The following is a 22,659-nucleotide window of genomic DNA, read 5'->3' as shown; positions in this document are numbered from 1 at the left end:
GTCAGCCGATCATCTGCGCGGTCTGTTGCAGGCTGCGCCGCGCCTCGGCCCGGATCCAGCTGCGGAACTTCTGCACGGCCGGTTTGGATCGCTTGGCCTTGGGATAGACCAGGTAATAGCGCCACGGCGAGGCGACGGGCAGGTTGTGCAGGGCTACAAGCTGCCCGTTCCGGATTTCCTCGGATACCATGAAGGGCGGCATCAGGATCGCGCCAAGGCCGGTCTTGGCCGCCTCGATCCCCATCTGATACTGTTCGAACCGTATACCGCGCGTCGGGTTCGGATGTTCGATGCCGACCTCGCGGAACCATTCGCGCCAGGCGGTTGGGCGGTGCAGGTGCTGGATCAGCGACAGGTCCAGCAGCAGCCGGGCTTGCGGCACCGTGCCCCGCAGCAGCGCCGGCGCGCAGAACGGGATCAGCACCTCGTCCATCAGCATTTCGCTGAGGCAGCCCGCCCAGACCTCGTTGCCGTAATGGATCGCCGCGTCGATCGAACTGCCCTCGAAATCGAAATGGCCGATCTGCGCGGTGATCGAGACCTCGATGGTCGGGTTCTGGGCGATGAACCGGCCGATGCGCGGTGCCAGCCAGCGCCCGCCGAGGCTGGGCAGGGTGGCGATGGTCAACTGGTCCGCCGCTTCGGCATAGGTCGACAGCCGCAGCGTCGCTGCGCCCAACTCGCTGAGGATCGAGGTGATCTCGTCGTAATAGACGCTGCCGGGCTCGGTCAGCACCAGCCCGTGGCCCGTGCGCTCGAAAAGCTGGGTGCCGGCCATGTCCTCGATGCTGCGCACGGCGCGGCTGATACCGCTCTGGGTGATGTCCAGTTCATCCGCCGCGCGCGAGAAGCTGCGGAACTGCGCCGCCATGACAAAGGCGCGCAGCGCGCTGACCGAGGGCAGGTCGCCCTCGCGCTCGACCGCGTCGCGGGGGGCGGGATTCGGGGTCTTCATGCCGGCCTCATGATTTTCAGTCATGGGATTACAACTGCCGCCCGATTGTCAATCCACCCCGTCGCGCCGCAGTCTGGCCGCAGAGAAGGAACCATGAAAAAGCCCATGAATCCCGTAGAAACCCCGCCGATCATCGATGCGCATCACCATCTTTGGGATCTCGATGCGCATGACTATCCCTGGCTGCGGCCGGGCACGCCCAGCATCGTCGGCGATACCGGCGCGATCCGCCGCAACTATCTGGCCAGCGATTTCCTGGCCGACAGCGCCGGGCTGAACGTGATCGGCACGGTGCATCTGGATGGCGGCTTCGATCCGCGCGACCCGGTGGGCGAGACGTGCTTCGCCGATGCGGCGCATCGGGTGCATGGCTTTCCGAACGCCATCGTCGGCGCGGTCGATCTGGCGGCGCCCGAGGCGCCGGCGCTGATCGAGGCGCATCAGGCGTCCTCGCCCCTGTTCCGCGGCGTGCGGCAGATCCTGGCCTGGCACCGGAACCCGCGCCTCAGCTATGGCGTGCGTCGCGACCTGATGGACGATTCCGCCTGGCGGCGCGGTTTCGCCCGGCTGGGGCCGGCGGGCCTGTCCTTCGACCTGCAGGTCTTTCCCGGCCAGATGCGGGACGCTGCCCGGCTGGCGCGCGACTTCCCGGATACGCAGATCGTGCTGAACCAGGCGGGCATGCCCGACGGGCTGATCGACGGCGATCTGCGGGCCTGGCGCGTCGGCATGGCACAGCTGGCAGAACTGCCCAATGTCAGCGTCAAGGTGTCGGGCCTGGCGATGCTGAAGCCGGATTGGACGCTGGCCGAGTTGCGGCATGTCATGGATGTGACGGTCGAGGCCTTCGGCGCGGATCGGGTCATGCTGGGTTCGAACTTTCCGGTCGACCGGCTGTTTCGCAGTTATCGCACGATCTTCGACGGCTATCTCGCCGTGACGCGCGGCTATTCGGCCGCCGAGCGCATGGCGATCCTGTCGGGCACGGCGGTGCGGATCTATCGCCCCGCGGCCCTGTCCCCCCTGCATGAACGGAACCTCACGGCATGACCACGACCCTTCTGAAGAACGCCAGCGTCCTTGATGTCGATGCCGGCAGCCTGTCCGCGACCTGCGACGTGCTGATCGCCGAGGGGCGCATCGCCGAGATCGGCAGCCGCGCCAGGACGGCCGAGCGGGTGATCGACCTGAAGGGCCGGACGCTGATGCCCGGGCTGTGCGACGCGCATGTCCATGTCATCGTGCCGATGAACAGCTTTGCGCTGCTGACGAAATGGTCGCCCTTCTATACCGCGATCCGCGCCATGCCGATCCTGCGGGACATGCTGATGCGCGGCTTTACCACCGTGCGCGACGCGGGCGGCGCCGATTTCGGTTTGGCGCGCGCGGTCGAGGAGGACCTGATCCCCAGCCCGCGCATCCTCTATTCCGGCAAGGCGCTGTCGCAATCTGGCGGCCATGGCGACATGCGCGGCCCGGGCGAGACCGCTTATGACGACCATTACTATGTCCCCAGCCTCGGCCGCATCTGCAACGGCGTGGCCGAGGTCCGGGCGGCGGTGCGGGACGAGATCCGGCGCGGCGCGCATCAGGTCAAGCTGATGGTCGGCGGCGGCATCGCCTCCTATACCGACCCGATCCATTACGTGCAGTTCTCGCGCGAGGAGATCCGCGCGGCGGTGGAGGAGGCCGAGAACGCCTCGACCTATGTCATGGCGCATGCCTATACCAACCGCTGCATCCGGCATGCGGTGGAATGCGGTGTGCGCTCTATCGAGCACGGCAATTTCCTGGACGACGAGACTGCGGCGCTGATGCGCGAGTCCGGGGCCTTTCTGGTGCCGACGCTTTCGGCCTATACCACCATGTGGGAGGAAGGCTTGCAGGTCGGCATGCCGGCCGAGCTTCACGCCAAGATCAAGCCGGTTCTGGATGCCGGGCCGCGGCAGCTGGAAATCGCCGCGCGGCATGGGGTCCCGATGGTCTACGGCACCGATCTGATCGGGCCGCTGCACCGCCACCAGTCGCTGGAGTTCCGCATTCGCGGTGAGGTGCTGCCTGCGGCCGAGGTGATCCGGCAGGCGACCTGCAATGCCGCGGCGCTGTTCAACATGCAGGACCAGATCGGCCGGGTGAAGGAAGGGCTGCGCGCCGACCTGATCGCGCTGCGGGGCAATCCGCTGGAGGATCTGGCCCTGCTGCAGGCGCCCGACAACCTGTCGCTGATCATGAAGGACGGCCGCATCTATCGCGAAGCCCCTTGAGAAGTCGCTAGGGGCGCGGCCGGCTGCGCGGCAGCGCCACGGTGACGCCGCCCAGCAGGATCAGCCCGATCCCCAGCAGCGCCGGCGCATCGGGATATTGCCCCAGCACCACCATGCCCAGAAGGGTCGCATAGACCAGGATGCTGTAGCGGAAGGGCGAGACGAAGCCGCTTCCCCCCGTCGCGGTGGCCAGCGCCAGAAAGACATAGCCCACGGCGATGGCCGTCGCCGCCAGCGCCAGCAGGCCGACCTGCGCCGGTTCCGGCGCGACCGTCCCACCGGCCGTCAAAGTGCCCAGTCCAAAAAGGCTGGTGCAGACCGCGCTCAGCAGCGCCAGGCAGATGGGCGAGGGCATCAGGCTGCCCCGCATCAGCAGGTCGCGTGCGACCGAACACAGGACCGCGACGACGACCGCCAGCGCATGCGGGTCGAGCATGGCGCCGTCGGGCCGGATCACCAGCAGCACGCCGGCAAAGCCCAGGGCGGTGCCGATCCAGCCGCTGCGGGGGATCGTCTCGCGCAGCAGGGCGGCGCTGGCCAGCATGAACACGATGGGGGTCATCTGGTAGATCGCGGCCGCATTGGCCAGCGACAGGCCGGTGAGTGCGTGGACATAGCCGATGGTGGCGCCGGTATCCAGCAATGCGCGCAGCCACGCCCGGCCCGTGAGGCTGGCGCGGATCTGCCAGATCTCGCGCCGCAGCGCCAATAGCCCCAGCAAAAGCAGCACGGCCATGGCCGACCTGATGGCCAGGATCATCGCGGCGGGGAGGTGCGCGGCGACAAGCTTGACCATCAGGTCGTTCAGCCCGTAACCGGCCATCGCCAGCAGCATGAAGCCGGCGCCGCGCCAGTCGTCGGACCTTGCAGTCGGCATCAGCGCAGCGGGGAAAACGGCGCCGGTGCCAGGATGCGGACGGTCTGGACCTCGATCATGCCCTTGATCGCCTCCAGATAGGCCGGCCAGTCTGGATCGGCCAGCATGGCTGCCCGCCGCGCGCTGCGCTGCGCGTAATCGTCATGGCGCCACATCGAGACGACATGGTTCAACTCGCCGATATCGGTGGTGAAGAAGCCCACCGGCTCACCCAGATGCTTGCGCTGCACCGGCAGGCCGAGGGTTTCATAGGCCTCTAGGAAAGGCCCGGTCATGCCTTGCACGAGGCGATAGTCGCGTTCCTCGAGGATCATCGCATCACCAGATCGAGGCGCCGCCGTCCACGGTCAGCATGGTGCCGACGGCGAAGCGGGCGCGGTCCGAGGCCAGCCAGACGATGGCCGAGGCAATGTCGTCGGGCTCGCCCCAGCTGTTGGAGGGCGCACGGGCGCGCAGCCCGGCCTTGAACGCCTCGGGGTCGGGAACCTGCGTCAGCATCTGGTTGTAATAGTTCGACCAGATCACGCCCGGCGCCACCGAGTTCACGCGGATGTTGTCCGCCGCGAAGTCCAGCGCCATGGCGCGGGTCAGTGAGGCGACGCCGCCCTTGGCCGCGACATAGGCGGCGCGATCCTTGATCGCCATCGCCATGGCGATGTTCGAGGCGGTGTTGACGATGGCGCCGCCGCCGCGCTTGCGCAGCTCCGGCACGGCATATTTGCTGCACAGATAGACGCCGGTCAGGTTGACGTCGATGATGCTGCGCCAATCGTCCTCGTCCTGGGTCTCGACGGTGCCCAGCGAGCCGCGGCCGGCATTGTTCACCAGAACGTCCAGCCCGCCGAACTCGGCCACGGCGAAATCGACCATGGCCTTGCAATCCTCGGCCTTGGAGACGTCGACGGTGAAGGCACGGGCGTTCTCGCCCAGCTCGGCCGCGACCTGTTCGGCAGCATCGCCCAGGTAGTCGGCGACCACGACCCTGGCGCCTTCCTCGATAAACAGCTTCGCCGTGGCGGCGCCGATGCCGGCGCCGGCGCCGGTGACGAGGACAACCTTGTCCTTGAGATGCATATCCATGGTTCAAACCTCCAGAGAGCTGAAATGACGCAACACCGCCTGCTCGACGCTGAGCGCCGCAAGCCAGGAGGTTTTCGGGTTTTCGGGCAGCGGCTTGTTGTTCAGCAGGATGTGGAAGCTGCCGAAGGCGCCTTTGGCTTCCAATTCATGCGTGTTGCCGGATGCGGCGGGATCGGCGATCAGCCGCACCTTGGTGTTCTGAAAACCGAGACCGGCTAGGGCCACGGCGGCGGTGACGTTGGTATTCTTCGGGTAGTCGCGGGCGGCCTCGACGGCATCGCCCTCGTAGAAGACGGTCGCCTCCTTGAGATTCGGCAGGTCCAGAAGCCGTTCTGCCGGCGTGCCCTTCCACGCGATCGGAGGCTTCCGGCCGATGTAGGCGACGCTGTCGAGACCTGCAAGCCTGGCCGAGCGCAGCACGTCGAGCCCACCAATGGCACCCGAGACCGCGATGGCGCGCGCACGGCCCGTCTTGGCCGCCGCCTCGATCCGCGCCACGGTTCCGGCATCGCCAAGCGCGCCGATCGAGACGATCACCACGTCTATACCCGCTTCCAGAAGCTGCGGCACGGTTTCGCGCACGGCCGCATGCGTGGCGCATTCGATGACCAGATCGGGCCTGGCCGCGATCAGGTCGTCGACGCTGTTCCAGCGCCGCATCCCCGCGGGGGCGTCGGTCGGCAGGTGCTCGGGCAACAGGAAGCCGCCAAGGCGCAGGCCGCTGCCGCCCTTTTCCAGCGATGCGGCAAGGCTGCGCGCCATGGCGCCGAAACCGATCGAGACGATGAGCGGAGAGGTCATATGTCGATCTCCTTGAGAAAGCCGGCCAGCAGCGCCGCATAGGGCGCCGGATAGGCCTTGGGAAAGAAATGCCCGCCCGGAAGCGAGGCCAGCCCCGCGCCGGGGATCGCCGCCGCCAGCCGCTCGGACGAGGCGAAGGGGATCAGCGCATCGTCGCTGCCGCCGATCACCAGCGTCGGCGCGGTGATCCGGCCCAGCCGGTCGAATACATCATGCTCCATCAGCATGCGGATGCGGGCGGCCTGCACCGCGATCGGTTGCAGGCGCGCCTCGGCCTGCTCCAGCTCGGCGTCCAGCGTCGCGCGATTGGCCTCGATCCAGCTTGCATCATAACCAAGCGCCTGGGTCAGCTTGTGATAGGCGACCGGCCCCGCCTGCTCCAGCAGCGCCAGCCGGGCCTGGAACAGCCGGGTGAAGCGTGTGTCCACCCGTTCCCATGTGCCGCTGAGCACGAGGCCGGCGACCCGCTCGGGTGCCTCCACCGCCAGGGTCTGCGCGATCATGCCGCCGGTCGAATGTCCGACGACATGCGCGCGCCGGATATGCAGGTCGTCCAGCACGCCCAGAACGTCCCGCATGATGCGGGGGATGGAATAACCACCCGTGGGCCGATCGCTGCCGCCAGCACCGCGATGGTCGATGCGGATCAGTTGGTAATCGTTTTCAATCGTGGATGCCACCCCTTGCCAGAATCCGGCCTCGCCGCCCAGGCCCGGAATCAGCAGGCAAGGCGGGCCGTTGCCGTCCAGTTGGTAATGGATGCGGCAGCCGTCATCGGCGACATGGACCGGCATCGGGTTTACTCCGGCCGGCGCTGGTCGGCAGGCTGCGGTGCGAAGGCGGTGCGGCGCTCGATCTCCAGCACGTTGTCGGGGCGGGGGAAGGGCGTCGGATCGGGCTCTCCGGGGATCACCGGCCGGCCGACCTCTTCGAAGAACACCTCCAGCCCGTTGGGCTGGATGAACCAAAGCCAATGCAGCTCGGCATCGGAGTTGTTGATGAACATGTGGCGGCGGTTCCTGCCGACAAAGATCGTCACGCCCGGCTCGATCGGATATTCGACGCCGTCCACCACGGCCTTGCCGGTGCCGCGGATGAAATGCAGCGCCTCGTCATGTTCGGGGTGCGAATGCTCGCGCACATAGCCGCCGGGGGGCAGGGTCTGGGTGCCGATGCTGAACGGGCTTTGGATATCCACGAATTCCGGCGCGATGCGGACCGAGATATTGCCGTTGGCGGGCACGGGCTGATAGAAGTTCTTGCCCTCTTGCGGGCCAAGAACCAGCACCTGGCCCAGGTCGTTTTCAGGATCGGCGGCCCATTCGGGTTTCTTCGGCGGGATCATGCTGCATCTCCTTCGGGGCGGTAATAGGGGGCGTCCGAGCGCGGCAGGGGCTGCTTGCCCAGCACGACGTCGGACAGTTTCTCGGCCATCATGATGACGGGCGCATTCAGGTTGCCGCTGACGATTTCCGGCATGATCGAGGCATCGACCACGCGCAGGTTGTCAAACCCATGCACCCGCGCCTGGGCATCGACCACGGAGTTATCGTCATTGCCCATGCGGGCCGAACAGCAGGGGTGATAGTTCGTCCCGGCTTCCTTGCGCAGGAACTCCATGATCTGCTCGTCGGTCTGGAATTGCCTGCCGGGCGTGACTTCTTCGCCGCGATAGGGGGCCCAGGCCGGCTGCGCGACGACATGCCGGATGGCGCGCACGGCGTCGATGGCGTCGCGGCGGTCCTCCTCATGCGCGAAATAGTTGAACACGAAGCGCGGCGCGGAAAGCGGGTTCGCGTCGCGCAGCCAGACCCGGCCTTCGCTTTTCGGGCGCATCAGGCTGAAGAAATACTGGAACCCGTTCTCCAGCTTGACGCTGCCGTGCTGCATTTCACCCAACATGGGGACGAATTCGAACTGCACGTTCGGCACGGCGATTTCCGGCCGGGTGCGCATGAAGACGCCGACCTCGAAGAAATTCGTGGCGCCGAGCCCTTTCTTGGCCAGCAGCCATTGCAGGCCCAGCTTGAGCTTGCCGAAATGGTTCAGGTGCCGTGCCGCCGAGACGTTCTGCGTGGCGCGATATTGCACTGGCGCGGCCACATGGTCCTTGAGTCCTGCGCCCACGCCCGGCAGGTCGGCCAGCACGTCGATCCCGACGCTGCGCAGCATGTCCGCCGGACCGATGCCGGAAAGCTGCAAGAGTTGCGGCGAGTTCAGCGCGCCGGCGCAAAGGATGATCTCGCCGTCGATCTCGACCGACTGCCGCTCGCCGTTGACAAGGATGTCGGCACGGGTGGCCCGCCTGTTCGAGAAATTGATCTTCAGCAGCCGGCCGCCCACCACCACGTCCAGGTTGGGCCGGTTGCCGCGGGCGTGGATATAGCCTTGCGAACTGCTCCAGCGGATGCCCTTGCCGACATTGCGCTGGGTGATGTGCACGCCCTCCTGGCGATAGGCGTTGTGATCCTCGACATGCTGCATGCCGGCCTGTTTGGCGGACTGGATGAAGGCGTCGTAGAGCGGACCTTCGGCCTTGCAGGTCTCGACCAGCATCGGGCCCTTGTCGCCGCGATAGTCGTTGGCGCCCTTGTCGAAGCTTTCGGCGCGGCGGAAATAGGGCAGGATCTCGGCATAGGACCAGCCCTCCAGCCCCATCGCCGCCCAGTTGTCGTAATCCCAGGGATTGCCGCGCACCCAGTTCATGCCGTTGATCGAGGACGAGCCGCCCAGAACCTTGCCGCGCGCTTCAAGGATGGTGCGGCCGTTCAGGCCCGGCTCGGGCTCGGATTCGAAGCGCCAGTTGAAGCGGTCGCTGCCCAGGGGCAGCCCCAGGGCGGCGGGCATGCGGATGTGGATGTGCTGGTCCGAAGGGCCGGCCTCTAGCAGCAGGACGCTGTTCTTGCCGTCCTCGGCCAGGCGGGAGGCCATGACGCTCCCCGCAGAGCCGGAACCGATGACGACGTAATCGTATTTCTTGCGCTTCGGGGCGCGCAGAAGCGTGGCCATGAGGCGGTCCTTTTACCAGGTGTCGTTCAGGCGGTAGCCGGTGGGGAAGGGATCGCTGGGATCCAGCACGTGCTGGTGAAATCCGGTGATCCAGGCTGTGCCCGTGATGGCAGGGTGGATGGCGGGCAACGCGCCGACCTTGGTGGTGCCGGTGACGGTGCCGGTGAACTCGGTGCCGATGATACTTTGATGGACGAAGGTCTCGCCCTCGGCGATCTGGCCGCGGGCATGCAGGACCGCCAGCCGGGCGCTGGTCCCGGTGCCGCAGGGCGAGCGGTCAAGCCGCCCGGGCGAGACGATCACACCGTTCTTCGAGACCTTGCCGCGTTCGGTTTCCAGCAGCGGGCCGGCGAAGAGCGTCTGGTTGATGGTGTGGATCCCGGGGTTTTCCGGATGGATGGCGGGAAGCTGTTCGGCGGCGGCTGCCTTGATGCGCTCGCCGATCTCGACCATGTGCCGGGCCTCCTCGGGCTTGATCTCGAAGCCGACCGCAGCGGCATCGACCAGCACGTAGATCATGCCGCCATAGGCGACATCCACCGTCAGCCTGCCGAGGTTCGGCACCTCGATAGTCTGATCGAGGCCGAAGACGAACGATGGTACGTTGTCGAAGGTGACGCTTTCGACCTTGCCGTCGCGGCATTTTGCGGTGACGGGGACCAGCCCGGCGGGTGCCTCCAGCACGATGCGGGTTTCGGGTTCGGTCATCTGCACCATGCCTGTTTCCAGCGCCACGGTCACAGTGCAGATCGTGTTCGTGCCCGACATCGGCACATAGTAGTCCGATTCCATGATGACGAAGCCGAAATCCGCCTCGGGATCGTTCGAGGGCAGGATCAGGTTCATGCACAGGCTGACCTTGCCGCGCGGGTCGTTGAGCAGGAACAGGCGCAGGTCGTCGCCCTTGTCCTGCAACCACGTCATCTTGTCGAACATGGTTCGGCCGGGCACGTTCAGCACGCCGCCGGTTATGACGTCGTTGGGTTCTCCGGCGGCGTGGGCACTAACGACATTGACCATTCGTCTGAAACGCATGGCGAGCCTCCCGTTCAGATGGTTTGTAAACGTTTTCTGTATCTGACGGAGCGCCCCCCTTCCTGTCAAGAAGAATTATGCCGTTGCGCGGGGCCGGGCGACGGATCGGCGCAGGATCACCTCGGTCTCAAAGCGCCGGCTACCCAGTGGAGCGCCGGTTTCCAGATGCGCAATCATGGCCTTGGCGGCGGCTCGACCGATCTTTTCCGAAGGAACCGCGACCGTCGTCAGGGACGGGTCGAACAGGGCCGCATAGTCGATATCGTCGAAACCGGTGAGAGACAGATGCTCGGGGACTGCGATACCCAGGCGGCGGGCCTCGACCATGACGCTGAAGGCGATCACGCAACGATTGCAGACCAGCGCTGTGGTTTCGGGGTGGTTTTCCATGATTCGCCGCAAGGCGGCGCCGCCATCCGCCATGTCGAAATCCATGTGGGTGAATTCGATCACCGGTTCTTGGCCCAATTCGGCATTGATGTCGCGAAAGGCGCGGATGCGTGACTGTTGTCGGTCGTTGCCCTTGTCCGAGCCGCTGATCATGGCGATTCGGCTATGGCCCAGGGTGTGCAGCATTTCGACCAGCTGCCGGGTGGCCAGGTAGTTGTCGAAGCCGATCGTCGGCACTTCGGCCTTTTCGAAATAGGAATAGGCCGACAGCAATGGCAGTTGATGGGCGCGGCAATAGTCCAGCAGACGCTGGTCATCGATTCGACCAAAGATGATCAACCCCTCGGTGCCGTGCTCGATCAGCCGCTTCGCGCGGTCGAACAGATTCGTGTTGTCGAAGCCCGAGGTCTGTACAAATCCTAGGTAACCGTTTTCTTCCAGCGTTTCCTGAATGGCGCTGGCCACGGCCGAGAACAGCGGGTCGGCCAGCCGGGGCAGCATGGTGCTGATGATCTGGGTGCGTTGGCGGCGCAGCGCCTTGCCTACCGAATCGGCCATGTAATCCATCGAATCCGCAGCAGCCACCACGCGCTCGCGCAGCTCCTTTCGCACCGAATCGGGGGAATTGAGCGCGCGCGACACTGTGGCGATGGAAACCCCTGCCGCCTTGGCGACATCGTGGATCGTGGGGCGGATCCGGCGCGCCTGGATTGCCTGGGACTTGGGCTTGGCCAAGAGTTTTTCTCCTGTTTCCTGCGAGTTTTCTGAATCACCTTTTCTATCTCGGACCCGAAACGGTGCGGATTGGCAAGTTTTTCTTGACATGGAGCGTATGTTAAGAACAGTAAACGTTTACAAACTACGATAAGAAACGCCCACGGCCACGCCCACAGGAGGTTGCACCATGACCAGATTCCAGTCCCGTTCCGACTTTACCCGCCGGCACATGCTCAAGACCCTGACGGCCCTGACGGCTGCCTTTGCGGCCGCGCCGCGCGGCGCCTTTGCGCAATCCGGGGCGGCGCTCAACATCCTCAACAGCAATACCGCTTGGGCGGAGGCGCTGACCGCATCGGTCGCCGATGCCTATGACGGTGCCCGGATATCTGGCGAGGCGAATCCCTATGAAGCGCATTACGAAAAGCTGCTGATCGAACTCAGCCAGGGTTCCTCGACCTTCGACCTGTTCACCACCGACAATCTCTGGATCCGCCAACCGATCCGCAACGGCTGGGCCGCGCCGCTGGACGAGATCCGGGCGGGCAATGCCGAACTGCCCGAACTGCAACTGCAGAACTTCGCACCCGCCTCGCTAACCTATACCGAGTACGAGGGAAAACGCTGGGGCCTGCCGCTGGTGATGACCACGCCGGTCTTCGTCTATCGCAAGGATCTGCTGGAAGCAGCCGGCATCGAGGTGCCGAAGAACTGGGACGATTATCGCGAGGCGGCGGCGAAGCTGCATTCCCCGGATGTCGCGGGCAACGTGCTGCTGCTGGGCGGCCAGGACGCGCATATGAGCGGTGACTGGGGATCGCGCCTGATGGGCATGACCAAGATCGCCCCCAATGACGACGGCGTGCTGGACGAAGCCAACAAGCCGGTGTTCAACAGCGAAGGGCAGGGCGCCCGCGCCATAGAGCGACTGCGCGAGGTGCTGCCCTATACCCCGAACGGGGTCGAGGGGCTGGACTATGCCGAGGGCTCGTCGTTGATGCAGCAGGGCCGCGCCGCCATGATGATCACCTGGTCGGACGTGATCGTCGGCATCGAGGACGGGCCGATGAAGGGCCGTTTCGGCTATACCGTCGCCCCGACCGAGCGATATGAGCAGCAGATGGTCGGCGGCTGGTCGATCATGGCCAACGCAGCCTCCGGGCAACTCGAGGATGCCTATCGTTTCCTCGCCTGGATGAGCGAGGGGAAGGCCTATGAGTTGTTCCGCGAGGGCGGGGAATCCTCGCTTTGCCTGCAGCGCGACATCGACAACCCCGAGACGGTCGAGGCGATTCCCATGTTGCAAGCCTTCCACGACTTCGAGACCCGCGGCACCGCGCCGATCTCGATCCCGCCCTATCGGTTGCAGAACGCGGTCGAGGTGCAGCGCGTGCTTTACGAAGAGATCCTGGCGGGCGTGAACGGCCGCAAAACCCCCGAACAGGCGATGGCGGATGCCGAATCGCGCCTGGCGCGAGTCATTCGCTGATCCGCCTGGGCGGGGCGCGTCCACCACGGCGCCCCGCCGCTTTTCGCGAAGGGACCAACCATGGCTCGTTCAGACACCAAGACCGCCGACAAGGCGCAGCGCCCGGGAGAGGGGCGGATCGCGATGCTCCTGCTGGCGCCGACGATGATCGTCATGACCGTCGTCGGGCTCTATCCGCTTCTGCATTCGCTCTACATCTCGCTGACGAACTACAACCCGACCTTCGGCGGCGGCTCCAGCCTGGTCTGGTTCGAGAATTACGCCCGCGCCTTCTCGGATCCGCAGTTCTGGAACGCGGTCGGATTGACGCTGATCTTCACCGCCATCAGCGTGACGGCTTCGCTGGTGCTGGCGGTGGCGCTGTCGGTGCTGTTCAACCAGCGCCATCCGGGTTTCGTCGTGTTGCGCACCATCATCCTGGTGCCGATGCTGATCACCCCCATCGCGGTCGGCATCACCTGGCGCGTGATGATGATGCCGGACCTGGGCGTGCTGAACTATCTGCTGGGGCTGATCGGCATTCCGCCGCAGCTCTGGGCCAGCAATGCCTCGACGGCGCTGCTGTCGGTGATCCTCGTCGATATCTGGCAATGGACGCCCTTCATGTTCCTGATCGTCTTTGCCGGCATCTCCTCGCTGCCGAAAAGCCCGTTCGAGGCGGCGGCCATCGACGGCGCCTCGCCGATGCGCGCCTTCTTTTCGATCACTCTGCCGATGCTGAAGCCGGTGATCGTTATCGCGACGCTGCTGCGCATCGTCGATGCGTTCCGCACCTATGACACCGTCTACATCATCACCCGCGGCGGTCCCGATTTCTCGACCGACCTGGTCAGCGTCTATCTGCAACGGGTGAACTTCCGCTTCTTCGATCTCGGCTACGGCTCGGCGCTGTCTTGGCTGACGCTGGTCATCGTTCTGCTTGTCGTCCTGATCTTTGTCCGCCTGACCGGCTTCATGAAGCTGGTGGCCGACAAGGAAAACCGCTGAGGAGGGCCGGACGTGGCATCGCAAAAACCCCTGCTGTCCCGTGCCGCCAAGCTGGCCGCCGCCTATGCGCTGGCCTTGATCGCCACGGCGTTCTTCGCCTTCCCGGTATTCTGGATGGCGAGTTCCTCCTTCAAGAGCGAGCTCGACATCTCGCAATATCCGCCGGTCTGGAGCTTCACCCCGACGTTCGAAAACTATGCCAAGCTGGCCAGCGAACTCGACGCCTTTGATGCCTTCGTCAACAGCGCGGTGATCGTCGGGCTGGCCACCACGCTGGCGATGGTCTGCGGCACCATGGCGGCCTATGCGCTGGCGCGCTTCGACGTGAGGGGCAAGGAGATCATCGCCTTCGAGGTGCTGTCGATCCGCATGCTGCCGCCCATCGTCAGCGTCATCCCGATGTTCATCATCGCCCGCGCGCTGGGAATCTTTGACACCTACTGGCTGCTTGCCGCCGCCTATGGCCTTGCGGGCCTGCCCTTCGTGGTCTGGGTGATGCGCGTCTTCATCCAGGACATCCCGCAATCCATCGAGGAGGCCGCGATGATCGACGGCTGCTCGCGGTTCCAGACCTTCTGGCGGGTCACCCTGCCCCTGCTGCTGCCGGGGCTGGCCGCCACGATGGTCATCGTCTTCATGTTCGCCTGGAACGAGTTCCTGCTGGCCTCGATGCTGACCTCGCAGAACGCCAAGACCCTGCCGGTGATCGCCGCCAACGCGATCAAGCCCAAGGCCATCGCCTGGGGGCTCGCCTCGGCGGCGGGGGTGGTGATGTCGCTGCCGGTCGTCGTGCTCGTCCTGATGATGCAACGCTATCTTGTCCGCGGCCTGACGCTTGGCGCGGTGAAAGGCTGATCCCATGGCTATCCAGATCAACAATGTCTACAAGCGTTTCGGCAGCCTGACGGTCGTCAACGGTGTATCGGTCGACATCGCGGATGGCGAGTTCTTCGTCATGCTCGGCCCTTCGGGCTGCGGCAAGACCACCACCCTGCGCATGGTTGCGGGGCTGGAAACCGCCAGCGAGGGCCAGATCTTCATCGACGGCCGCGACATGACCCATGCCGAGCCGCGCCACCGCGACATCGCCATGGCCTTTCAGGATTACGGCCTCTATCCCAATATGACGGTGTTCCAGAACATCGAATTCCCGCTGAAGATCCGCAAGCTTGCCCCCGCCGAACGGCGCAGGAAGGTCGAGGAGACGGCGGGCCGCCTGGGCATTTCCGACTATCTCGGCCGCAAGCCGGCGCAGATGTCGGGGGGCCAGCGCCAGCGGGTATCGCTGGCCCGCGCGCTGGTGCGCAATCCCAAGGTGTTCTTGATGGACGAGCCGCTGTCCAATCTCGACGCCAAGCTGCGCGCGGTGATGCGGACCGAGATCAAGAAGCTGGTCACCGACCTGGGCATCACCACCATCTATGTCACCCATGACCAGATCGAGGCCATGTCGATGGCCGACCGCATCGCCGTCATGCGCAAGGGCGACATGGTGCAGGTGGCGCCGCCGCTTCAGGTCTACGACCGCCCGACGACCTGCTTCGTCGCGGATTTCATCGGCTCGCCGCCGATGAACCTGTTCAAGGCCGAGCTTGCCAACAGCGGCCGCGTCGTCTGCCAGGTCCAGGGCTTTGGCGATGCGCTGGACGATGCCGAGCGTGAACGTGCCCGCGCCATGGCCGACCGTCACGGCCATTTCGCCGTCGGCATCCGCCCCGAGCATCTGCAATGCGTCGCCGCCGGCACGCCCGGCTCGGTCGAGGGCATCGTCGAGCTGGTCGAGCCGCTGGGCCAGACCACCAACATCTATCTGCTGTCGGGCGACACGAAATATGTCGTGGTGACCGACCGCACCACCCTTCGCGCCGGCGACACGATCGGGGTCATCGCCCCGGGCGACAAGGTCCGCGCGGTGGGTCTTGACCGCTGAACGCATAAGGAAGGATTCACGATGACCGTTCGCAGCTATGTCCATTTCATCGACGGGGCCGAGCGTCCCGGCGCCACGGGCGAGACGATCCGCCGCCATTCGCCCGCCCATGGCGCGGCGCTGGCCGATTTCGCCGCCGGCACGGCCGAGGATCTGGACGCGGCCGTCCGCGCCGCGCGCGAGGCTTTCGAGCATGGCCCCTGGCGCCAGATGCCCGCCACACAGAAAGCGGCCATCCTGAACGCCTGGGGCGACCTGATCGCCGCAGACCTGGAGCGGCTGGCGGTCATCGAGGCCGAGGAATCCGGCAAGCCGATCCGTTTCGCCCGCGGTGAGATCGAGCATTCCGTATCCATGCTGCGCTATGCCGCCGCGCTTGGCATGCAGCTGCACGGCGAGGCGTTCGAGAATGTCGGCCCGCAGGCGCTGGGTCTGGTCAGCCGCGAGCCGCGCGGCGTGGTCGGTATGATCGTGCCCTGGAACTTCCCCATGGTCACGCTGTTCCAGAAGCTGCCCTATGCGCTGGCGGCAGGTTGCTCGGTGGTGGTCAAGCCGTCCGAACTGACCTCGGGCACCGCGCTGGAGGTGGCGAAACTGGCCATTCGCGCCGGGCTGCCGAAGGGTGTCTACAACGTCGTGACCGGCACCGGCGGCGCGGTGGGCGAGGCGATGACCCGCCATCCCGAGGTGGACATGATCTCCTTCACCGGCTCCACCAAGGTGGGCAAGGCCATTGCCCGCACCTGTGCCGACAGTGTCAAGCGCGTCGCCCTGGAACTGGGCGGCAAGGCTGCGAACGTCGTCTTTGCCGATGCCGATCTGGATGCGGCCGTCGATGGGGTGCTGTTCGGCTATGTCCTGAACCAGGGCGAGGAATGCGTCTGCGGTGCCCGCCTGCTGATCGAGGAATCCGTGGCCGATGCATTCGTCTCGCGCCTTGTCGAGCGCACCCGCAAGATCCGCACCGGCCTGCCGCTGGACGAGGATGCCGACCAGGCTGCGATGATTCACGAGGCGCAGTTCGACCAGGTGATGGATTACCTGGAAATCGGCAAGGCCGAGGGGGCGACGGTTGCCGTCGGCGGCAGCCGTGCAGATCAGGGCGCGCTGGCCAAGGGCTGGTTCGTTCAGCCGACGATTTTCACCAATGTGACCCCGGACATGCGTATCTTCCGCGAGGAAATCTTCGGCCCGGTGCTGACCGTGACGACATTTAAAACGGTGGACGAGGCAGTGACGCTGGCCAACGACACGGTCTATGGCCTCGGCAACGGGCTCTGGACCAAGGATCTGGACAAGGCGATCCTGGTTGCGCGCCGGCTGCGCTCGGGCACGGTCTTCGTGAACACCTTCCTGGAAACCTCGGTGCAGATGCCCTTCGGCGGCTTCAAGCAATCGGGCATCGGACGCGAGAACGGCATCGACGGGTTGCTGGAATATACCGAGGTCAAGTCGACCTTCATCAAGCTGGGCGAGCGTAATGCGGTCTTGCCCCATACAGTATGACCGGTCGGGAGATATAGCATCTGAGCCGATTGGCCAAGCGTCCTCGCAGCACCGTGCGGGGGCGCCTTCTACAATATGAGAGGAGGCATAGCCATCGCCATTCCTGATTCCACCTCCATATGTGTCAAGCACTATTCGATCGGAGCAAGGAAGTTCCCGCGCCCGCATACTCGGGTGTCCATACCCTGCGCGCGGTCGAGAACTTGCCGATTGCCGGTAAGACGCTCTCGGTCACGTCCGACCTGATCGTCGCGATGGCCGCGATCAAGGAGGCAGCGGCCCATGCGACTGCGATCTCGGCTTGCCGGACTCGACTTGGCCATCTTGTGAAACCAACAGCGCTGATGACGGGTGCCGGGAAAGACTTCGTCCATGGCCTTCCAGAAGCCCAGAGCGCCGTCGCCCACGGCCAGCTCGGGCGGGACTGCCAGACCACGGGCCTTGAGATCCACCAGAAGCTCGCGCCAGCTCTACGCCCTTTCGCGCACCCCGACCGGAAACCCCACCAGTTCCTTCTTTCCCTCAGGCGTCGCGCCGAGCACCACCAGCATGCACTCGGCCGCGGGCTCCATCCTTGCCTGCAGATAGACGCCATCGGCCCAGATATACACGTAGTGCCGGGCGGAGAGATCGCGGCGCTGCCAGCGGTCTTATTCCTCCTGCCAGCCCGCCGTGAGCTGCGTGACCGCACCCGGCGACAGGTTCGGCGCATCCACGCCGAGCAGCGCGGTCAACGCTTCCTGGAAATATCCGGTGGAGACGCCGCGCAGGTAGAGCACCGGCAGCAGCGCATCGAGGCTGCGCGACCGGCGCCCCACCGCGGCAGAATGTTCGAGGTGAAGCGGATCTTTTCCCGGCCGGCACATCGGTGGCGCGGTCGCGCACCTTGTGCCATTGCACCGACACGGGGCCGATCCCGGTCTGGATCGTCCGCGCGGGGCCGGTGCCGTGATGGACAACCCGTTGGCGGCCATCGGGCAGACGCTCGTCGCTGAAGCTGGCGACGAAGCTCGCCGCCTCTGCCCTGAGCGCCGCGGCCAACATCTGGCGCGCGCCCTCGCGGGCAAGCTCGGTCAACGGGTCGACAATGGTTCCAGGCTACCGGATCAAGCGGGCTGCGCGAGAGGCAGGACGGACGTGCCCAGCAGATTGCGCCGCCACGCTGAGGCGATACGGACGGCCACAGCGACGAGGGTCAGCGGCGGAAAATCAGCGGGGCCGAACGGGAGATTGACAGCCAGATGCAGGGCGAAGCCTGCCGGGGTCTGGTATCCGGGCGCCGATCCGGCTGTTGCCGACCTGCACCGCCGATCCCGCATCAATGCCTTCGGCATGTCGTGCCTCTCTGGCCAACGCATGGCATTGCGCGCCGCCCGTATCCGGGAAGCCTGGCACCTTGCAAGCGCTGAGCAGTGCCCGCACGGCCGAGGTTTCGGCCAGGATGCGTTCCGTCTCAGGGCAGCCAACTGCCAACCCAACAGTTCCTAGCCCGAGACCTGCAAGCACGATAGCTGTGCCGACTGACCTGGATGCCGTAATGGGCCTGCGCTCCTTTGGTGGTCATGAAGGTGGCTGCCTGATGAAGCCAATCTTGGGGGACGCGGCTGACGTGGTCCTGATCGAGGCGAGAAATCTGCTTCAGCTTCCTGTCAGCAGGCCGCGACGGGCCGCAGCGGTCGCACAAAACAATGCTGCCCCGCCAAAACAGACGGGGGCGGGAAGAACCGGGCATAGGCTGAGATCTCGGCCCTATCAGCGGAATGAGCCTCGGCTCACGTCCCCGCAGGGACGTCTCTGACGTCCGGAATCTCAGCGTCACACAGTTTTTTAAGCTACGGCCCCCGCGTTCGGGTCATATCAGAACAGGTTTCTCCCGTTCAGGACCAGGACGAGAAGCGCAAACCAGCCCGACAGAAGCAGATAGCCGGAAAAAGCAAAGCCTCCGTTCCATCGCAGGGTCACTTCATGGGGGGTGCGGTTGACCAAGTCGCCCAAGATCATCGCCGAGGCGGTCAGTGGCGAGGCGTTGATCGCCAATGCCCAGCCGGAGATCAGCGACAGGGCCAGCACGACCGTCGGCAGCTCTGTCGCAGGCGCCGCCGCCAGCGCCGAACCGAGGATCGTGACCGTCACGATCGGGTTCATCCCGGCCAGCCCCGGCAGAAAGACCAGCAGCATGAAGAAGGCCGGCATCAGCGGGCCTGGCAGCGCAAAGCCTGTCAGGGCTGCGCCCAGTAGCGACGGCGGCACCAGCGTCGAAAGCATCGTGCCGATGAACCCGGCCGAGGAGAGGATTGCGATCTCGGTCCTGTAGCGGGGAAAGACGCGCGCGCCTTCGCGTACCAGTCGCCTGCCGACCAGCCGCCCGCCGGTCACGGGTCGGAAGTGCCGGTATTGCCAGGCCAGCCAGACCATGCCCGCGACGGGCAGAGCGACCAGCACCGCGCGGTTAAGGGGCAGGGTGGCCGCGGATTCGATGATGATTGCCAGTCCAAAGACAGACAGCACCAACACAACGAGACCCGCCAGTGCTGCGGGGTCGCGCTGGCCGCGCGGCGGCGGGACCAGATGCGCCAGGTGCCGCGGCGCGGTGATCCTGTCCAGTACCCAGCCGAATGTCAGCAGGATGCCGGCGGTGGTCAGGCCAAGCAAGAGCAGTTCGACCCATTCCAGACCGGGCAGGACCGCAAGCAGCACCGCCATGGCAATGGAAAGGGGGGAGCCCAGCGGGGTCACGGAAAAGCCCCTCAGCAGCGGAAGCAGCATCCGCCTTTCGCGAATGCTGCGCACCTCGTCATGGCCGCCCGCGGAGGCCAGGGAATTGCGCTGCCGGATCATCAGCCCCAGCAGGCTCAGCACCCCCAGGTTGAGGATGATGCCGAACAGATATCCGCCGATGGTCAGCAGTCCATAACGGCGCGCCGGCGGCTGGTCGATGAAGAACGAAGCGCAGCGCCGCACCAGGGCAGAGCTGCGGGCGGGCTCGCGCAGGAAGAACTGGTTGGCGAAGAAGGTGGCAAAGAAGGCGCCCTGATCCAGCGCCCGGCCTGCCGCCCCCGCCTCGGCGCCGGTCGCGACCGCCGCCAACGTGATCGTGCCGGCGATTGCCAGCATGACCCGGCCGTTGCGCTGGATGCCCCGCCATTCCAGAGCCAGATAGGCCAGCAACAGCCCACGCGACAGATTGCGCAGCGCCGTTGAGGGGAAAAGCGCCTCGGTCAGGACCGAAAAAATCAGCCCGATCAGGATGATGGCGCTGATCCTGTCCGTGTACAGCGGGCGCCTGGTGAGGGACAGAAAGGAACGGCCATCAGGGATCATCCGGTCAGTCCTTTCAGGGCCGCATGAATTCTTTCCACGCGGGTTCCTCCGGTGCGGGGGCCGGACCCGGCTGCCCGGTGGTCAGGCATCCTGCCGGTTTGCCGCAACGTCGCGGGCGAAATAGAGATCGTGCAGCCGTTCCATGTCTACGTCCTCTTTCTTCTCGGACAGAACGATCTTGCCACCGCGGACCAGATAGACGTGATCGGCGATCTTCAGCGCCTTGTGGGTGTTCTGTTCTACCAGCACGATGGTACGGCCCTGCACCTTGAGTTGCTCGAGGATCGCCATGACCTCATCGGTCAGCAACGGCGACAGGCCGAGCGAGGGCTCGTCCACCAGGATCAGCCTGGGTTCCTCCATCAGCCCGCGGCCCATGGCCAGCATCTGCGCCTCTCCGCCCGAAAGCGAACTGGCAAGCTGGTGCCGGCGTTCTTTCAGCCGGGGAAAGAGGTCGTAGGCCATTTCAAGATTGGCCTTGGCCCGCGGTCGGCAACGCCGGGTGAAGCCGCCGATCAGCAGGTTGTCCTCGACCGTCATGTCGCGAAAGATCATCCGGCCTTCGGGGATCATGGTCAGCCCGTCGGCGACCAGGTTCCAGGTCGGTGCGTTGGCGATGTCCTTGCCTTCGAAGCGGATCTCGCCCTGGCGGATGGGGATCAGACCCATGATCGCGCGCATCAGCGTGGTCTTGCCGCCGCCGTTGGGGCCGAGGATGCAGGTCAGTTTGCCTTCCTCGATCGTCAGTGACATGTCCCACAGGACGTTGATCGCATCATAGCCGGCCCGCACCTTGTCGATTTCAAGCAGTTTCGCCACCGGTATAGCTCCTGATCACTTCGGGGTTGCGGAAGACTTCGTCCGGGCTGCCATCGGCGATGAGTTTGCCGAAATTCAGCACCAGGACGCGCTGGCAGGTGTTCGAGATGGTCTCGATGTCATGCTCGACCATCAGCAGCGAGACGCCGAACCTTTGGCGCGCGTCGTTCAGCGTCTGCATGAAGGCGCGTTTGCCGTTGGTTTCCAGGCCAGCCAGCACCTCGTCCAGCATCAGCATCCGGGGATCGGTGGCCAGGGCCTTGCCGACCTCCAGCGCCTTCTGCTCGGTCAGTGCCAGCGAACTGGCGGCGTCCCGGTCGGCCTTGTGGCCCAGGCGGGTCAGGTCGAGGATCTCGTCGATCTTCTCGGGGTCGCTGCGACCGGTGCCGAAATGCTGCGCGACGATCAGGTTTTCCCGCACGGTCAGTTCGTGCATGGGCTGCGGCACCTGGAAGGCACGGCCAAGGCCGATGCGCGCGCGCTTGTGGATCGGCATGCCGGCCAGGCTGTGGCCGCAAAAGGTCACCTCGCCCTTGCTGGGCCGAACCAGGCCCGAGATGGCGTTGAACAGTGTGGTCTTGCCCGCTCCGTTGGGGCCGACCAGTCCCAGCACCTCGTGCTCTGCCACCGAGAAACTGACATCCGAGACTGCCACGAGGCCGCCGAACGCCACCGTCACATGATCAAGGGTGAGCAGCATCGCCGGTCTCCTTCCTGAAGCGATTGGCCAGCCAGGGCAGCAGCCCGCTGGGCGAGAAGATGACGATGGCCGCCAGGAGCCCGCCAAGGATGAGTTGGTGGCCCGATGGCATGATCGCCTTGAAAACGAACTGGTCTACCAGATAGACGATCATAGCGCCGGCCGCCGGACCCCAGAGCGTCTTGTAGCCGCCGAAGATCGCCGCCACGATGGCCAGGGTCGTCCAACTGCCATGGAAGGCATAGTCCGGCTCGAGGAAGTTGATGTAATGGGCGTTGAACGCGCCCATGATACCGGTGAAAAAGGCCGAGACGACCAGGATCGCCGCCTTGAGCCGGGTCGCATTGACGCCCACCACCAGCGTCGCATCCTCGCTGTCGTGCATGGCGCGCAACGCGAGCCCCTCGGGGCGGTTGCGGATCAGCCAATAGACCAGCACCGTCAACAGCACCAGGGTCAGCACCACGAAATAGCCGCCCAGGCGCGAACCGAAGTCGATGCCGAACACTGCCGGCAGGCGCGGTATCGACAGCAGCCCGCCCGAACCGTTGGTCAGCCAACGCATCTCGATGGCGAGAATGCGAAAGATCTCGGCAAAGGCCAGCATGGCCAGCGCGAAATAGGGTCCGCGCAAACGCAGCGTCGGCATGGTCAGGATCGAGATCACCCCGGCGACCAGCCCACCGGCGAGGATCGACGGAAAGACCGGCAGCCCCACGCGCATCACCAGCAGCGCCGAGGCATAGGCGCCGACACCAAAGAAGGCCGAATGGCCGAAC

21 protein-coding genes and 1 pseudogene are annotated in these 22,659 nt (G+C 65.3%); 7 read left to right on the top strand and 15 right to left on the bottom strand.

Annotated features, from left to right (window positions below):
- Position 1: 1 nt before the first annotated feature.
- On the bottom strand, positions 2 to 955 hold the full coding sequence (locus AQY21_RS15870; protein ID WP_058098591.1) for a LysR family transcriptional regulator: 954 nt from the start codon (positions 953 to 955) through the stop codon (positions 2 to 4).
- A gap of 93 nt (positions 956 to 1,048) precedes the next feature.
- Between AQY21_RS15870 and AQY21_RS15865 the strand changes: the two genes are divergently transcribed.
- Both AQY21_RS15865 and AQY21_RS15860 read left to right on the top strand, forming a co-directional pair.
- Entirely contained in the window at positions 1,049 to 2,005 is a 957-nt protein-coding gene (locus AQY21_RS15865; protein WP_058098590.1) for an amidohydrolase, read from the top strand.
- The gene (locus AQY21_RS15860; protein ID WP_058098589.1) at positions 2,002 to 3,219 is read left to right on the top strand and encodes an amidohydrolase family protein; all 1,218 of its coding nucleotides are present in this window, start codon (positions 2,002 to 2,004) and stop codon (positions 3,217 to 3,219) included. The genes AQY21_RS15865 and AQY21_RS15860 overlap by 4 nt, the downstream gene beginning before the upstream one ends.
- Positions 3,220 to 3,226: 7 nt before the next feature.
- Here the strand turns inward: AQY21_RS15860 and AQY21_RS15855 are convergent, their stop codons facing one another.
- The 9 genes from AQY21_RS15855 to AQY21_RS15815 all read right to left on the bottom strand — a co-directional run bounded on the left by AQY21_RS15855 (position 3,227) and on the right by AQY21_RS15815 (position 11,236).
- Complete coding sequence (locus tag AQY21_RS15855; protein WP_058098588.1) at positions 3,227 to 4,096, bottom strand: DMT family transporter; 870 nt, start codon at positions 4,094 to 4,096, stop codon at positions 3,227 to 3,229.
- Positions 4,096 to 4,410, bottom strand: a complete 315-nt coding sequence (locus tag AQY21_RS15850; protein WP_058098587.1) for an NIPSNAP family protein — start codon at positions 4,408 to 4,410, stop codon at positions 4,096 to 4,098. The genes AQY21_RS15855 and AQY21_RS15850 overlap by 1 nt, the downstream gene beginning before the upstream one ends.
- Before the next feature lie 4 nt (positions 4,411 to 4,414).
- Entirely contained in the window at positions 4,415 to 5,176 is a 762-nt protein-coding gene (locus tag AQY21_RS15845) for an SDR family oxidoreductase (RefSeq protein WP_203416531.1), read from the bottom strand.
- 3 nt (positions 5,177 to 5,179) lie between these two features.
- Positions 5,180 to 5,977: an aspartate dehydrogenase gene (locus AQY21_RS15840; RefSeq protein ID WP_058098586.1), complete on the bottom strand. Its 798-nt coding sequence runs from the start codon at positions 5,975 to 5,977 to the stop codon at positions 5,180 to 5,182.
- Positions 5,974 to 6,771 (bottom strand): alpha/beta fold hydrolase, encoded by a 798-nt coding sequence (locus AQY21_RS15835; protein ID WP_058098585.1) that lies wholly within the window; start codon positions 6,769 to 6,771, stop codon positions 5,974 to 5,976. Before AQY21_RS15835 ends, AQY21_RS15840 begins: the two co-directional genes overlap by 4 nt.
- A gap of 5 nt (positions 6,772 to 6,776) precedes the next feature.
- Positions 6,777 to 7,322 carry a cupin domain-containing protein gene (locus AQY21_RS15830; RefSeq protein ID WP_058098584.1) on the bottom strand — a complete coding sequence of 182 codons (546 nt, stop codon included), beginning with the start codon at positions 7,320 to 7,322 and terminating at the stop codon, positions 6,777 to 6,779.
- The gene (locus tag AQY21_RS15825; RefSeq protein ID WP_058098583.1) at positions 7,319 to 8,986 is read right to left on the bottom strand and encodes a choline dehydrogenase; all 1,668 of its coding nucleotides are present in this window, start codon (positions 8,984 to 8,986) and stop codon (positions 7,319 to 7,321) included. Before AQY21_RS15825 ends, AQY21_RS15830 begins: the two co-directional genes overlap by 4 nt.
- Before the next feature lie 12 nt (positions 8,987 to 8,998).
- A complete protein-coding gene (locus AQY21_RS15820; RefSeq protein WP_058098582.1) occupies positions 8,999 to 10,021 on the bottom strand; it encodes a proline racemase family protein in 1,023 nt (340 codons plus the stop codon).
- A gap of 75 nt (positions 10,022 to 10,096) precedes the next feature.
- Positions 10,097 to 11,236 (bottom strand): substrate-binding domain-containing protein, encoded by a 1,140-nt coding sequence (locus AQY21_RS15815; protein WP_082658137.1) that lies wholly within the window; start codon positions 11,234 to 11,236, stop codon positions 10,097 to 10,099.
- A 79-nt stretch (positions 11,237 to 11,315) separates the two neighbouring features.
- Between AQY21_RS15815 and AQY21_RS15810 the strand changes: the two genes are divergently transcribed.
- The 5 genes from AQY21_RS15810 to AQY21_RS15790 are packed head-to-tail and all read left to right on the top strand — an operon-like array spanning position 11,316 to position 17,040.
- Positions 11,316 to 12,617 (top strand): ABC transporter substrate-binding protein, encoded by a 1,302-nt coding sequence (locus tag AQY21_RS15810; RefSeq protein WP_058098580.1) that lies wholly within the window; start codon positions 11,316 to 11,318, stop codon positions 12,615 to 12,617.
- Positions 12,618 to 12,677: 60 nt separating this feature from the next.
- Positions 12,678 to 13,604 (top strand): carbohydrate ABC transporter permease, encoded by a 927-nt coding sequence (locus tag AQY21_RS15805; RefSeq protein WP_058098579.1) that lies wholly within the window; start codon positions 12,678 to 12,680, stop codon positions 13,602 to 13,604.
- Positions 13,605 to 13,616: 12 nt separating this feature from the next.
- Positions 13,617 to 14,459, top strand: coding sequence for a carbohydrate ABC transporter permease (locus AQY21_RS15800; protein ID WP_058098578.1), 843 nt, complete (start codon positions 13,617 to 13,619; stop codon positions 14,457 to 14,459).
- A gap of 4 nt (positions 14,460 to 14,463) precedes the next feature.
- Positions 14,464 to 15,534, top strand: coding sequence for an ABC transporter ATP-binding protein (locus tag AQY21_RS15795; protein ID WP_058098577.1), 1,071 nt, complete (start codon positions 14,464 to 14,466; stop codon positions 15,532 to 15,534).
- 21 nt (positions 15,535 to 15,555) lie between these two features.
- Entirely contained in the window at positions 15,556 to 17,040 is a 1,485-nt protein-coding gene (locus AQY21_RS15790; protein ID WP_058098576.1) for an aldehyde dehydrogenase family protein, read from the top strand.
- A gap of 317 nt (positions 17,041 to 17,357) precedes the next feature.
- Here the strand turns inward: AQY21_RS15790 and AQY21_RS15785 are convergent.
- The 5 genes and pseudogenes from AQY21_RS15785 to AQY21_RS15765 all read right to left on the bottom strand — a co-directional run.
- Positions 17,358 to 18,129, bottom strand: a pseudogene (locus AQY21_RS15785) (IS256 family transposase); the annotation flags it as partial.
- 768 nt (positions 18,130 to 18,897) lie between these two features.
- Positions 18,898 to 20,361 carry a hypothetical protein gene (locus AQY21_RS15780; protein ID WP_058098575.1) on the bottom strand — a complete coding sequence of 488 codons (1,464 nt, stop codon included), beginning with the start codon at positions 20,359 to 20,361 and terminating at the stop codon, positions 18,898 to 18,900.
- 81 nt (positions 20,362 to 20,442) lie between these two features.
- Positions 20,443 to 21,180 carry an ABC transporter ATP-binding protein gene (locus AQY21_RS15775; protein ID WP_203416529.1) on the bottom strand — a complete coding sequence of 246 codons (738 nt, stop codon included), beginning with the start codon at positions 21,178 to 21,180 and terminating at the stop codon, positions 20,443 to 20,445.
- Positions 21,164 to 21,880, bottom strand: a complete 717-nt coding sequence (locus AQY21_RS15770) for an ABC transporter ATP-binding protein (protein WP_203416533.1) — start codon at positions 21,878 to 21,880, stop codon at positions 21,164 to 21,166. The genes AQY21_RS15775 and AQY21_RS15770 overlap by 17 nt, the downstream gene beginning before the upstream one ends.
- Positions 21,864 to 22,659, bottom strand: a 796-nt coding sequence (locus AQY21_RS15765) for a branched-chain amino acid ABC transporter permease (RefSeq protein ID WP_058098574.1), incomplete at its 5' end; no start/stop codon positions are given. The genes AQY21_RS15765 and AQY21_RS15770, both read right to left, overlap by 17 nt.

Source organism: Paracoccus sp. MKU1 (genome assembly GCF_001447385.1).
Taxonomy (GTDB): domain Bacteria; phylum Pseudomonadota; class Alphaproteobacteria; order Rhodobacterales; family Rhodobacteraceae; genus Paracoccus.
The sequence above is the reverse complement of the archived record's forward strand: the minus strand, read 5'-3'. Positions and strand labels throughout refer to the sequence as shown.

Bases quoted from the DNA above. Each gene is read 5' to 3' on its own strand.
- AQY21_RS15870 (WP_058098591.1), bottom strand. From the start codon at position 955: ATGAAGACCCCGAATCCCGCCCCCCGCGACGCGGTCGAGCGCGAGGGC.
- AQY21_RS15865 (WP_058098590.1), top strand. From the start codon at position 1,049: ATGAAAAAGCCCATGAATCCCGTAGAAACCCCGCCGATCATCGATGCG.
- AQY21_RS15860 (WP_058098589.1), top strand. From the start codon at position 2,002: ATGACCACGACCCTTCTGAAGAACGCCAGCGTCCTTGATGTCGATGCC.
- AQY21_RS15855 (WP_058098588.1), bottom strand. From the start codon at position 4,096: ATGCCGACTGCAAGGTCCGACGACTGGCGCGGCGCCGGCTTCATGCTG.
- AQY21_RS15850 (WP_058098587.1), bottom strand. From the start codon at position 4,410: ATGATCCTCGAGGAACGCGACTATCGCCTCGTGCAAGGCATGACCGGG.
- AQY21_RS15845 (WP_203416531.1), bottom strand. From the start codon at position 5,176: ATGGATATGCATCTCAAGGACAAGGTTGTCCTCGTCACCGGCGCCGGC.
- AQY21_RS15840 (WP_058098586.1), bottom strand. From the start codon at position 5,977: ATGACCTCTCCGCTCATCGTCTCGATCGGTTTCGGCGCCATGGCGCGC.
- AQY21_RS15835 (WP_058098585.1), bottom strand. From the start codon at position 6,771: ATGCCGGTCCATGTCGCCGATGACGGCTGCCGCATCCATTACCAACTG.
- AQY21_RS15830 (WP_058098584.1), bottom strand. From the start codon at position 7,322: ATGATCCCGCCGAAGAAACCCGAATGGGCCGCCGATCCTGAAAACGAC.
- AQY21_RS15825 (WP_058098583.1), bottom strand. From the start codon at position 8,986: ATGGCCACGCTTCTGCGCGCCCCGAAGCGCAAGAAATACGATTACGTC.
- AQY21_RS15820 (WP_058098582.1), bottom strand. From the start codon at position 10,021: ATGCGTTTCAGACGAATGGTCAATGTCGTTAGTGCCCACGCCGCCGGA.
- AQY21_RS15815 (WP_082658137.1), bottom strand. From the start codon at position 11,236: ATGTCAAGAAAAACTTGCCAATCCGCACCGTTTCGGGTCCGAGATAGA.
- AQY21_RS15810 (WP_058098580.1), top strand. From the start codon at position 11,316: ATGACCAGATTCCAGTCCCGTTCCGACTTTACCCGCCGGCACATGCTC.
- AQY21_RS15805 (WP_058098579.1), top strand. From the start codon at position 12,678: ATGGCTCGTTCAGACACCAAGACCGCCGACAAGGCGCAGCGCCCGGGA.
- AQY21_RS15795 (WP_058098577.1), top strand. From the start codon at position 14,464: ATGGCTATCCAGATCAACAATGTCTACAAGCGTTTCGGCAGCCTGACG.
- AQY21_RS15790 (WP_058098576.1), top strand. From the start codon at position 15,556: ATGACCGTTCGCAGCTATGTCCATTTCATCGACGGGGCCGAGCGTCCC.
- AQY21_RS15780 (WP_058098575.1), bottom strand. From the start codon at position 20,361: ATGATCCCTGATGGCCGTTCCTTTCTGTCCCTCACCAGGCGCCCGCTG.
- AQY21_RS15770 (WP_203416533.1), bottom strand. From the start codon at position 21,880: ATGCTGCTCACCCTTGATCATGTGACGGTGGCGTTCGGCGGCCTCGTG.